The organism is Dyadobacter alkalitolerans DSM 23607 (assembly GCF_000428845.1).
Lineage (GTDB): Bacteria > Bacteroidota > Bacteroidia > Cytophagales > Spirosomataceae > Dyadobacter > Dyadobacter alkalitolerans.
Window position 1 is genome coordinate 45,070 of sequence record NZ_AUAS01000019.1, and the last position, 11,959, is coordinate 57,028.

The window sequence follows — 11,959 nt, forward strand, 5'->3', positions numbered from 1 at the left end:
TCCGTTGGTTAAAACGAAATGTCCCCATCCTTCTATTTTGCACCTGGTCATGGTCTAATGGCTATTTCTAGTACAGTTAAGCATGCCACGTACACGATAAATCGAACTTTAAATAATTTACTAACCCGCAAAAGTGTAAACCAAAACGCAGCCACGTCAGTAGGATACAACCAAGCTTTCACGCGGGGATAGACAATCAGTTTCCCGTTTGACGCTACGGACCTGCACAAGGATTCAAGCGGTTAGGAACAATCACAAAACCTTAATCAATACTTCATCTTAACTTAATCTTTCTCCGAAATTTTCAACATAGCTTCGTTTGAGCTTAATTGAAAAATTTATCACTTCCTTTTCACACAATAGCGACTCCGAGTTAGTTGACCTCTTGAGGGAAGGCAACCGCCATGCTTTCGAAGAAATTTATGAAAGGTATTGGTCCTCTCTTTACGCCTATATCTATAACCGTTTACGCACTCGGCCCGTTGCTGAGGAAATTGTTCAGGACGTGTTTTTAACGCTTTGGATTAAGAGCAACAACTTGGGCACCATCAGGTCACTTTCTGCCTACCTCTATACCGGCGCTAAATACCGGATGTTAAATGAAATAAAGGCAGGGGAGGTCCGGGCTAATTTTGCGTCTAGCTTCTCGAACTTTCAGGCTAACCAGTATAGCGACATTACCCAGGAAACGGTTGCTATAGAAGAATTAAAATTAGTATATGAAGGTGCTGTAAACGAACTTCCGCCTAAGTGCCGCCAAATATTCCAACTTAGCCGTACTGAACATTTGTCTGTTGCTGAAATCTCTCAACAATTGAACATTTCACATAAGACAGTTGAAAATCAATTAACCAAAGCACTCAAATATCTCCGCTTCGGCTTAAAGGAATTTCTTCCTCTCCTTGGGCTGGTGAACGTATTCAATTAAGTTTTCTGCAGACAACATCCATTTAATTCGTGGGTATGAACAATATTCTCATGGGTCAGCTTTTCATGGGCGTAAATTTTCTTGAACAATCACCAGATTTTTTTTTCGGACGATAGGTGTTTGACGTTGCTGAGTTGGCTTTACTAAAAGGCACCACAAATCAGTTTATGGACGAGCACGAATTTCAACGACTTATCACCCGTTATGAGCGTGATGAATGTACCCCGGAAGAAAAACAGCAACTAGAAAGCTGGCTAAGTCATATTGAAAAACAACCTGGCAAGTTTGAAGAGTGGAACGAATCAGATCAGCGGCAGGTAGGCGACAAAATGTTAGCCTCATTGCTCCAACGTATAGATACGGGAAAGCGTTTATCGTTAACGCGTATTGGTTTTAGCCCTTTGCTTAAAATCGCTGCTTCGCTTCTCTTACTGATAGGATTTGGATATATTTTTTATCAGCACTTACCCCTTCCTCAGATAAAGACTTCTTCTTATCAAGAACGAACTTCGACCAAAGGTGTGAGCAAATATATGCTTGCTGATGGTACGCTTGTCTGGCTCAAGGGAAACAGCAAACTTTCTTTTCCTGCAACTTTTACAGGAAAGCAGCGTGAAGTCCATTTAGAAGGTGAAGCGTTATTCGAAGTGGCCAAAGATACTGTTCATCCTTTTATAGTCCACTGCGGACGGCTACGAACGACGGTAGTAGGGACAAGTTTTAATATGAAGAGTACATCCCAGCAAAAGCAGGTGGAGGTAGTGGTATTTACGGGTAAAGTGAAACTCTCACATGCAGCAAATAAGAAGGAAGTGCTGCTGTTACCTAACCAAAAGGCACTTTACAAAGCAGCAAGTCAGGAAATTACTAAATCCACTGTACTACACGTAGAGCAATACGTCGCTGGCACTCAATATAATATGAAGTTTGAAGATACTCCTTTGTGGGAAGTGATAGAGCGAATTGAACAAAAGTTTAGTGTAGAAATCGATCTGGAAAATCAGCGGGCTAAATATTGTTTGGTAGGTGCCGACCTGACAGATCAATCATTAACTACAACACTAAAACTTATTAGCGAAGCTTTGGGAGGTAACTACCAGGAGCAGGGTAAGAAGGTTTTACTAAAAATTCCCGATTGCTATTGATACCGCTAGAGTTTTGGTGTCAGTGAACGCTTTAATAAATATCCCTAACCAAACCGGTAGCCTATGATGTGATCTACTTGTAAAAAAAATTAGGAGTGATTGCGCCACTCCTAATCTAACTAAGTTTTGCTTTAAACACCCATGATATGGGTGAGTAACTCACTTGTTTCATTGAAAACAATTCAACGCTCGAAATTTATGAAAAAAATTCTAATTGACTACCCCAAGATCAACAGAATCCTACGGGTCTATATCTGCCCATTTATATTAATAATACTATCTTCTCATCCCTGGCAGGCAACCGCTGCGTATGCTCAGGATGTTCTGGAACAAAAATTATCGGTAGATTTTAAAAACATTACACTCAAAGAGGCTTTGGCCCAATTGAGTAAACAGGCTCCGGTAAAGTTTGTATTCAGTAGCAGTCACATCCCTACCCGGGAGAGGGTGACTTTGATCGCTAACCGGGAAAAACTGGCAGTGATCCTAAGTCATTTGCTTCATCCGATAGACATTGAATTTTATTCAACAAAATCCGGATTTGTCGTTGTAAAGAAAAAGAATGCTCACACGATAAATCAGCAGATCAACACCTTAAACATTGCAAAGTCGGCCCAAATAAATACTGTAAGCGGGCGTGTGACGGATGAGCAGCAGCAACCCCTGGTGGGTGTGAGTATAAAGGTGAAAGACACTACCTTAGGCACCATTACGGATATTGATGGTAACTATCAGCTAAACATGCCTGACAACATCCAAGGCGTGCTGATTTTTTCTTTTATCGGTTACCTTCCTGCTGAGCAAGTTGTTGGAAATCGCACATCAATAGACGTGCAGCTTGTTCCCGACGCTAAGTCATTTAGCGAAGTAGTTGTAATGGGCTACGGCACCCAGAAGCGACGGGATCTTACAGATGCGGTCGCATCTATCAATACGCAAAGCATTAAGGATCAGCCCTTGTCAAATATCGCCGAAGCTATTGCTGGCCGTTTGCCGGGCGTATTGGTTCAGCAAATAACCGGGGCCCCGGGGAGTAACGTAGCTATTAAAGTAAGGGGTTTAGGCTCTATCAATGCAGACAATGGCCCCCTCATTGTATTAGATGGACAACCACTCAACAACGGTGGGCTCGGCCTCATTAACCCCAATGATATCGAAAAAATTGATGTGCTCAAAGACGCGAGTGCAACGGCAATTTACGGTTCGAGGGGCTCTAATGGAGTGGTTATGGTGACAACAAAGCGAGGCAAGGCCGGAGTGACCCGTATAAATTTTGATTATTACACGGGCCTTCAGGAAATAACAAAAAAGATGGATGTACTAAACTCCCAACAATTTGCAGAGTATAGTAAGGATGCCGTCAATACTGCTTATCTGGAGCGTGTACCTGGAGCCTCTATAAATGACCCCAACAGCGTCCGACCTCCAAACTTGCGTTATCGTTATGCAAGGGGCGAATTCCCGGGAATAAATTTTGATGACCCGTCCAGTCTGGCCAACTATGATTTCCAGGACATGATCTTCCGGCAGGCTCCCATTAGCAGTTACCAGATGTCTGCTTCGGGAGGTACTGACAAAGTGCAATTTGCCATCTCAGGAAATTACCTGAACCAGGATGGTATTATTAAAAATTCAGGTATCGATCGATATTCCCTCCGAACGAATATTGACGCACAGCTTACAGATAAGCTAAAAGTTGGGGTTAGCATGAGCCCCTCGTTTACAGACGAAAAGCGTGTGAATAGTGATGGACATTGGTCGGACAATGGTATAATCAACTCTGCTTTGGCACTTATGCCCTTTGTGCCAATTTACCAGGCAGACGGCACCACCTACAACGGTCAAGTGACCTATGCATCCACCTACAATTGGACAGGTGTACCTAATCCAGTAGCCAATATTACTGAAATAGATAACAAGGTTTCTAACCTGCGCTTGCTGGGTAATGTTTATGCGGAATTAGAATTATGGAAAGGCTTAAAGTATAGGGGTACATTCGGGTCCGACCTGATCTATCTGCGGCAAAATTATTTTCAATCGTCAGCACTACCTCTTTTTAACCAGTTGCCTCCCACTCCTACAAATGGATTTGCTTTTTCTTCACAGAATATTAATTGGGTAAACAATCATACCTTAAATTATGACTTTAAGCTTGGCCTTGATGACAGCCACAGCTTTGGAATACTGCTAGGAATGGAGGCGCAGAAAAATAATTTTGAACAGAGTCAGGTCAATGCCAATCGGTTTGCTAATGACTTTGTTCCCACGATCAATGCCGGAACTGTTACCGGCGGAAACTCCTTGCAAGAACAATGGTCTTTGTCGTCTTATTTTGGCCGCTTCAATTATGCATTTCAAGACAAATATTTGTTTAATGCATCTATCCGTCGGGATGGCTCTTCACGTTTCGGCCGTAACACCCGTTGGGGCACTTTTCCTTCAGCTTCCGTGGGGTGGCGCGTCGCTAATGAACCATTTTTGAAAAATGTATCTGTTTTGTCTGAGTTAAAACTAAGAGCTAGTTATGGAATGTCAGGCAACAATTCTTTCGGCAACTACGCACAATTCAGCTTACTAAGTCCGGATAACTATGCTTTTGGCAACAACCTGGTTAACGGATTGGCCACCAGCAGTATTGGCAACGATAACTTAACGTGGGAAAAAAGCAGGCAGGCTGACTTAGGCTTTGACATCGGTTTATGGCAGGATCGCTTGTTGTTAACCGTAGATTATTACACGCGTACTACTACTGACTTACTACTTTTGGTGCAGGTACCCACGCTTACTGGCTTTTCTGCCGCTTTTAAAAACATCGGGAAAGTCAGAAACAAAGGTGTGGAATTCTCCCTTTTAACCCGGAACCTGCGGGGTACTTTCACTTGGAACACCGACGTTAACTTTTCATTGAACCGCAATAAGGTACTTGCGCTAGGGCCGGCAGGCGATCCTATCAGAAGTGGTACGGGAGTAGACGAATCAAATATTACTGTCATAGGAAAGCCGCTGGGCAATATTTACGGATACCAGCAAATCGGCATATTCCAAAATGAAGCTGAACTGGATACTTATCCTCACTTTGCTACTACTCGACCGGGCGACGTAAAGTTTCAGGATATCAATGGGGATCAAATCATCAATGCAGATGACCGCACCATTTTAGGTAACAACCAGCCTGACTTCATTTATGGAATTACCAATTCGTTTTCTTTCAAAGGTTTTGATTTAAACATTATTGCCCAGGGAGTTCAAGGGGGACAAATATTAAATCTTTCCCGTCGGTTTTATGATAACCTTGAAGGGAATGCAAATCAGTTAACCACTGTTCTTGACCGCTGGCGCTCGCCGGAGCAACCTGGCAACGGAATTACCCCGAGGGCAAATAGCCGTTCAACGGGAAGTAATAATGCAGTTTCTACGCGATGGGTTGAGAGTGCGAGCTATTTTCGCATACGTAATATCACACTTGGCTATAAACTTCCGCCTGGCGTACTACAAACTATCAAAGGGAGGACATTGCGCGTGTATGCAGGAATTCAAAACGCCTTCACTTCCTCAAAATATTTAGGGTATAATCCTGAGGTAAGTGGTTATGAAAGTGCCCTTACCGGCGGTGTTGACTATGGTTCTTATCCGGTTGCCCGCACCTACACGATTGGTTTAAACCTTGGTTTTTGATGTACTTTTTTCCTAAAAACTTTAATATGAAAATTAATATCATACTTACCTGTTTACTCGTGTTGAGCCTGGTAGCGTGTAAAGATACGTTTCTTGATTTGGCACCAATTTCTTCGGCCAATAGTAGTACTTTTTATAAAACATCTTCTGACATGGTGCTTGCCATAAACGGAGCTTATGGATCATTACAGCTGCCAGGTCAGTACGGTAGATTTTTTATAGTGTCTGAAATACCTTCAGATGATACAGCCCCGCCTTTGTCAGGTTCAATTACGGATCAGGACGAATTCGATAAATTCTATCTCCGAACCACTAATCCGATACTGGCCGAACGCTGGAGCGATGGTTATCGCGGCATATACCGGTGTAATACTATTCTCGACCGCCTCATTCCAATACCCATGGATGAAACATTGAAAAAGAGAATTACTGGCGAGGCTAAATTTTTGCGGGCACTGATGTATTTCAATTTGGTTCGGATGTTTGGAGGAGTTCCACTTGTGGTGAAGGAAATTATTGATACCAATGAAGGTTACAGTTATGGACGAAATACGGTTGATGAGGTGTATCAACAAATCATTAAAGATTTGTCTGAGTCTGAACTCTTATTGCCGGCAGCCTATGGCGCTGCTGATGTGGGCAGAGCAACCAGCGGAGCCGCCAAGGCCTTGCTCGGAAAAGTTTACCTTACCCGTAAACAATATGCTGACGCGGTTGCAAAGCTGAGGGAAGTGGTAGATATGGAGAGCATGGGTACATATGCTTTGCTTCCTAACTATGGCGAAGTATTTAAAACTGCGAATAAAAATGGGAAAGAATCGGTGTTTTCTGTTCAGTATAAAAAGGGAAGCCTGGGAGAAGGTAGTGGCTTTGCTAATCTCTATGCTCCCCAATCTTCTGGAAATTCGGTTGTTCTGTTTAGCGGCGATGGGAATAACCGTCCCACAGCCGATTTAGAAAATGCTTACGAACCCGGCGACGTTCGTAAAGATATTTCTATGGCCAGTAGCTATATCAACGAAGCAGGCGTGAAAGTAGATTTTTATTACGTTAAAAAATATGGAGACCAGCCTGTGGTTAAGTATGACTCGGAAGACAACTGGCCAGTAATACGCTATGCGGATGTCCTTTTAATGTATGCAGAAGCATTGAATGAAACAGGAAAAACACCTGACGCTTTGCCCTTTCTTAACCGGATCCGCGTTCGCGCTAAATTGGGTGAAAAACCAGCACTGTCACAGGCCGAGATGAGATTGGCACTGGAACACGAACGGCGTGTTGAGCTAGCTTTTGAGGGCCACCGATGGTTTGACTTGGTTAGAACAGGGCGGGCGCAAGAAGTAATTAACAGCAAGTCAGAAGCAATCAGCCTTCCAACAAACATTACCGCAAACAATCTTATCTTTCCAATACCGCAAAGCCAGATTGATGTAAATCCATCTGTGATAATGCAAAATCCTTTATAAGAACTCATAGCTCGTTTCTGACTTTCCAAATCATGTGTGAGCGTTTAAAAAGGTAGTAGAGACTTTCTAATCAACCAAGTCTCTACTGCCTTTTTAAATGATTTGCTTGAACGAAAAAGCATATCTGCATAGAATAAGGACAAAATCTTTGTTAAGCTCCTCCATTTAGGCCAGTATTTCAAACGTACCAGGTAGCATTAACTTTTAATCTATTTCAATGAAGAAATTTTCGTTAACCTTATTACTGATTTCTTTTTTTACATTTTCGGCCGTTAGTCAATCTTTTAAAGATACGCTGTCATGGCAGGAAGGGTATCTGGATATTCATCATCTGAATACAGCCAGAGGCAATGCAACTTTTTTCGTCTTCCCGGATGGTACTACCATGTTATTTGATGCAGGAGCAAAAAAGATACCTTTTGGCAAAAAGCATGAATATTTTATTCAACCTCATGATTCACTACCGGCAGGTACTAGGATAGCTCATTACATAAAAAAAGTAGCCCCTGCTGACCGACCGCCACAAATCGATTATGCGGTTATCTCTCACTTTCATAATGATCATTATGGTCAGATTGATTCGTCGTCTGAACAATCCAGGCACGGAAGATATCAATTATCCGGTATCACAGATGTCCGTGAACAATTGCCTATCAAAAAGTTAATTGACAGAGGTTTTCCAACTTACAATTATCCAGTCAATTTAAAGACGTTCTACAAAAAAGATGCGACGTTTATGAATTACATGGAATTTATAAGGGAACAAAAAACGAAACGGGGTCTGGAGGTTCAAGCCCTGAAAGCAGGCAGTAACAAGCAAATTACTTTACAACTGCAACCTGATAAATTTAAAGATTTTAGTGTAAGAAATGTAAAAGTCAATGCGGAGATTTGGTCAGGAAGTAATGATGCAGCCTATAATTATCAATTTCGGCGACCATTGGTGAATGGAGAGGACCTGAATGAAAACGCCCTAAGTCTTGTCCTGAAAATAAGCTATGGTTCATTTGATTATTATACGGGTGGTGATTTAACCGGACTAACAAAGTGGGGAGATTTTGATGTAGAAACCCCTGTTGCCAAAGCCATTGGCAGGGTAGAAGCGATGGCTTTGAATCATCATGGCTATTACGACGCAAGCAATGACTTTTTCCTGCAAACGCTCTCACCTCAGGTTATTGTGCATCAGGTAATTCATGATCCCCATTATCAAGCAAGTGTTTTAAAAAGATTATCAGCGTATCCCTTTCACGTCTTTACTTATAATATGCATGATACCACAAGAGAAGCTTTTCCTGATGAGGTGTCAAAGTTATATCAGAGTACCGCGGGTCATATTATGATTCGGGTAATGCCGGGAGGCAAACAATACCATGTTTATACTTTGGATGATAAGGAGACCAACTTGAAAATCATTAAAAAATTTGGGCCTTATAAGGCTTTCTAATTTACGGCAGTTCATTTGGATCAAGATTCCTTTAATGTCTTGACGTGGTTCCGTTTTGGTTTATACTTTTGCGGGTTAGTAAATACTTAAAACATCAATTCCCATCCTGTTTGCTGATAATATTCGGCCTCAAAAGCTACTGGATTTAACTAATTCAAGGACGAGTGCAGCCTTCTGGTGTTGTAATATCCATAAATGTATTCAAATAGAGCAGACTTTAATTTTTCAATGCTCTCATAGCCGCCCTTCGGCATATCCAATTCGGCCTTAATCCTGCCGCCAGGCGGCCCCGTCCAGAACGACTCAGCTCAAGCGTTGTCACATGGATCATCACCGCGGGACATACTCTGTCTCAGTTTGAAAGTATTATCACTTTCTTCATTTTGCGTGATAAATATTGCCCGCCGCGATCCGACGGGGTCGCCCGGCGATGCACGATCATACCACGCTTGGCCCTTCGCTTCAACAGCGCCCTCACTAACGGCTCTCTGACAAGACTTTCCTGCATATGGTCTGCCAGTTACCAACCAACAATCTTGCCTTGAATACAGATCCATCCAAGTGCAGAGATAAGCCCATTTCCCGCCTTTCAAGGGCATGTAAATTATGTCGGAAACCCAAACGTCATTGGGTCGATCTGGCTTAGACTGATGGCCCTTATATTTTTTTAATGTTAAGATTGGCTTCGTTTTGTTAACTTTGCAAATATTCTGACACCACACATTATTCTTTTTTAATCAATTTCAGAAGATTCCAGTTGGTGATCCGGTATCCCCTTTTGATTAAATTATGACAAATGTTTCAATCTTAACCTGCAGCGACAGATTTGTAGATAATGCGAACACCAGCAGTACTTTTTATGCTGTATATGACTGCCGTATGACCAACAACGTTCCCAGTCAGAATGTAGCTTTTATCGAGCAGCGACTTGGCACTGAAAATACTGAACAAGGCGCCAGTGACGAAAAATATTTCCGCTCATTAAGCCAGGCCAAAGCCTATGTAAAAAGCCATTTCAATTCAGGTGCAGAATATTTTTCAGTGAAACAGTCTATGAATCCCGATAATATCATGCATGCGATCACCGACAAAATCGCATATCCGATGGCCTAACAACAGGCATGATCAGTTAGGGTTATGTTTTTGTTAACCCAAAATTTACTAGCCTGCTTCTTTGTAGCTTTACTATAGCATCACACATCTATGGATATGGTACATGAGAAGATTTTTACGATAGCAGCGGGCAAGCAGGTAAAAATGGTCGTGAGGGGATATTACTCCTGGCAGCATATGAATATTGAACCTTATGTTGAAGTATTGGTAAAAGAACCCAGGCAGACTTATTTTTATAGGCCCGTGGGGTTAAACCTGCCCCGGTACGGCAGATTCGAAACAATGGATGAAGAAAAGGTCAGGGACTATGTCGTTAGATCGATTGGATTATCAGATCAGACCAAATCATTGGCTGTAGAATATGAATTGACTACTTACGGTCGAAAATTAGAAACTGAAATTATCGACTTAGCAAGATTTGGTATTGAACACCGTAAAGAGATTGTGAAAGTTAACATAAGTTGAGATATTCTGCCAGTTATGGCCATCTTTGAGACGCGAAACCGGTCTTTGGTTGAACGGCATCCAGTATCCATCTAGCTTTCTAAGGCTGTCAAGACTATAGTTGTGCTGTATTGTATATCGTCAAGCAGGTGTTGCTTGAATTTCATTAGGTCGTTGACCGTCAAATGGTCCTTTCCATCCAATGATTTAGCAGAATTGAAGGTTTATTTTATAATAAATAAGCACCTGGCTGTTAGTTAAGTCAAACAAGCCAAAGAGCAGAGCCAGATTGTCGAGCAGAACAAAAGGAAAAATAAGGAACTGATGCAACACCGGAAATTAACCCCCGGCAAGAACAGCAGAAAAGCGAGGTTTTGGGGTTGGTATGTAAAAAGGAAACAAGGGCCATACTTATAGTCAATGAAGCAGTTATAGAGTCTTTTTAATTTCCGTAGCTTCAAATAATTGTGCTTGTATAGTTAATCTAGGGCCAAGAAAGCAACTCTTTTTAACTTTACCACTGACAGTATAGTTTGGATTTTTAATGTCAGGAGTGATAGTTAAAGAATCTGTTTTGGAACAAAGCTGATATAGTTCTTCATATTCCGCATCATCTGGACTCTTTAATCGAAGAAGTAAGCCATTTGAGCCGACATAACTAGCTTTTACGTTTTCAATTATCTTGATTGTTGGGCTATCACACCCGCAATCAGCTTCTGGATTTTTGTCCTTGCAGGAAGCCACAACAAATATAAAAAGTAATAATGCGTAGTATGAAGATTTCATAGAAGGTGCATTTAAAAGAAAAATGAAAAGGTGCTTTGTGTATAGAGACTAAATAATATACAAAACAGTTGTATAAGGCAAAAATACATTAAAAAAATACAGTTATACGAGCTCTTATTTAGATATAAAAGTATAATAAAACCTAGAAACCCGCCGGTGAGTTTTATAACCAATTTTCTGTTAATTAACGGAACACAGAACAAGAGGACTTTTAGCTTCTTGTGAAAGTTCTTGGTTGTGTACAAAAGAGGATCTTACCTTCGCAGATTACGATATCTCCATACAAACTATGAAACAGACATTATTTCTATTTTTGATCGCTGCCAGCCTGATGGGCTGTGAAAAATTGGGTTTGAAAGATGAAGAATCTACCCATCAGGTATCAGATGTTAAACAAGACGAGGACTTTGTTATTGAAAATAAGAAGCAGCCAGCATTTGTTTACTTTACTATTGAAGGACAGCTAAGTCATGATGCTAAGCTGGTCTGGTCAGATAGAGCACCCGGAGCCGATTCGGTTTTTATAAATCCCAATGAAATTTCATTGCCAAAAGGAAAAGTAAACATTGCCGATGTTCGAGGAGATTATTACAATAAAAAGCTGTATGTCAGATACATACCTTTGAATGATTCTACTTCGGGCGCCTTGCAAATAAAAATTAAGATATAAGTTCTTCATTATCCCTGATAAAAATAATCTAGTCTCATAAACGTCCAAATTTTGATTCATTGCAATTGCTAGTAGGTCAGACGACACCCTATGTCACTAATGGAGCGTTTGTGAGACGGTAACATTCCAACGAAACGGCCTTTAAGTGAGTCCCGTAACAGGAATAGTCTTAATTGATACTTGCTGATACTTTATAATACTCCCGAATATCTGGACAGCTACTTAAATTTTTAACTTAGTAGTTGACTATGAAAAAGGAACGCAGAAAATTCAGCGCAAGCTTCA

11 protein-coding genes are annotated in these 11,959 nt (G+C 41.3%); 8 read left to right on the top strand and 3 right to left on the bottom strand.

Translation table 11 applies throughout. The annotated features are described in order from the left end of the window. Nucleotides 1-319: 319 nt before the first annotated feature. The 5 genes from G395_RS0124525 (at nt 320) to G395_RS30265 (ending at nt 8,661) form a co-directional block, all read left to right on the top strand. A complete protein-coding gene (locus G395_RS0124525) occupies nt 320-928 on the top strand; it encodes an RNA polymerase sigma factor (RefSeq protein ID WP_051350369.1) in 609 nt (202 codons plus the stop codon). A gap of 167 nt (nt 929-1,095) precedes the next feature. Then, a complete protein-coding gene (locus G395_RS0124530; RefSeq protein ID WP_157486805.1) occupies nt 1,096-2,073 on the top strand; it encodes a FecR family protein in 978 nt (325 codons plus the stop codon). 198 nt (nt 2,074-2,271) lie between these two features. Continuing rightward, nucleotides 2,272-5,748 (top strand): SusC/RagA family TonB-linked outer membrane protein, encoded by a 3,477-nt coding sequence (locus tag G395_RS0124535; protein WP_229204290.1) that lies wholly within the window; start codon nt 2,272-2,274, stop codon nt 5,746-5,748. Between the two features lie 26 nt (nt 5,749-5,774). Beyond that, nucleotides 5,775-7,214: a RagB/SusD family nutrient uptake outer membrane protein gene (locus G395_RS0124540; RefSeq protein WP_026632479.1), complete on the top strand. Its 1,440-nt coding sequence runs from the start codon at nt 5,775-5,777 to the stop codon at nt 7,212-7,214. 217 nt (nt 7,215-7,431) lie between these two features. Further along, nucleotides 7,432-8,661 carry a ComEC/Rec2 family competence protein gene (locus tag G395_RS30265; protein ID WP_051350370.1) on the top strand — a complete coding sequence of 410 codons (1,230 nt, stop codon included), beginning with the start codon at nt 7,432-7,434 and terminating at the stop codon, nt 8,659-8,661. Between the two features lie 149 nt (nt 8,662-8,810). Here G395_RS30265 and G395_RS32830 read toward each other — a convergent pair whose 3' ends face one another. Both G395_RS32830 and G395_RS33145 read right to left on the bottom strand, forming a co-directional pair. Then, entirely contained in the window at nt 8,811-8,921 is a 111-nt protein-coding gene (locus G395_RS32830; protein ID WP_510185850.1) for an IS3 family transposase, read from the bottom strand. 48 nt (nt 8,922-8,969) lie between these two features. Further along, nucleotides 8,970-9,383 carry a DDE-type integrase/transposase/recombinase gene (locus G395_RS33145; protein ID WP_051350371.1) on the bottom strand — a complete coding sequence of 138 codons (414 nt, stop codon included), beginning with the start codon at nt 9,381-9,383 and terminating at the stop codon, nt 8,970-8,972. Nucleotides 9,384-9,450: 67 nt separating this feature from the next. On the opposite strand from G395_RS33145, the gene G395_RS0124555 reads away from it, so the two are divergent. Both G395_RS0124555 and G395_RS0124560 read left to right on the top strand, forming a co-directional pair. Continuing rightward, nucleotides 9,451-9,774, top strand: a complete 324-nt coding sequence (locus tag G395_RS0124555) for a hypothetical protein (RefSeq protein ID WP_026632480.1) — start codon at nt 9,451-9,453, stop codon at nt 9,772-9,774. A 90-nt stretch (nt 9,775-9,864) separates the two neighbouring features. After that, nucleotides 9,865-10,239, top strand: coding sequence for a hypothetical protein (locus G395_RS0124560; RefSeq protein WP_026632481.1), 375 nt, complete (start codon nt 9,865-9,867; stop codon nt 10,237-10,239). Between the two features lie 408 nt (nt 10,240-10,647). On the opposite strand, the gene G395_RS0124565 is transcribed toward G395_RS0124560, so the two are convergent. Then, the gene (locus tag G395_RS0124565; RefSeq protein ID WP_026632482.1) at nt 10,648-11,004 is read right to left on the bottom strand and encodes a hypothetical protein; all 357 of its coding nucleotides are present in this window, start codon (nt 11,002-11,004) and stop codon (nt 10,648-10,650) included. 289 nt (nt 11,005-11,293) lie between these two features. Between G395_RS0124565 and G395_RS0124570 the strand changes: the two genes are divergently transcribed. Then, the gene (locus tag G395_RS0124570) at nt 11,294-11,674 is read left to right on the top strand and encodes a hypothetical protein (RefSeq protein WP_026632483.1); all 381 of its coding nucleotides are present in this window, start codon (nt 11,294-11,296) and stop codon (nt 11,672-11,674) included. Nucleotides 11,675-11,959: the final 285 nt, after the last annotated feature.

Bases quoted from the DNA above. Each gene is read 5' to 3' on its own strand.
- G395_RS0124530 (WP_157486805.1), top strand. From the start codon at position 1,096: ATGGACGAGCACGAATTTCAACGACTTATCACCCGTTATGAGCGTGAT.
- G395_RS0124535 (WP_229204290.1), top strand. From the start codon at position 2,272: ATGAAAAAAATTCTAATTGACTACCCCAAGATCAACAGAATCCTACGG.
- G395_RS0124540 (WP_026632479.1), top strand. From the start codon at position 5,775: ATGAAAATTAATATCATACTTACCTGTTTACTCGTGTTGAGCCTGGTA.
- G395_RS30265 (WP_051350370.1), top strand. From the start codon at position 7,432: ATGAAGAAATTTTCGTTAACCTTATTACTGATTTCTTTTTTTACATTT.
- G395_RS0124555 (WP_026632480.1), top strand. From the start codon at position 9,451: ATGACAAATGTTTCAATCTTAACCTGCAGCGACAGATTTGTAGATAAT.
- G395_RS0124560 (WP_026632481.1), top strand. From the start codon at position 9,865: ATGGATATGGTACATGAGAAGATTTTTACGATAGCAGCGGGCAAGCAG.
- G395_RS0124565 (WP_026632482.1), bottom strand. From the start codon at position 11,004: ATGAAATCTTCATACTACGCATTATTACTTTTTATATTTGTTGTGGCT.
- G395_RS0124570 (WP_026632483.1), top strand. From the start codon at position 11,294: ATGAAACAGACATTATTTCTATTTTTGATCGCTGCCAGCCTGATGGGC.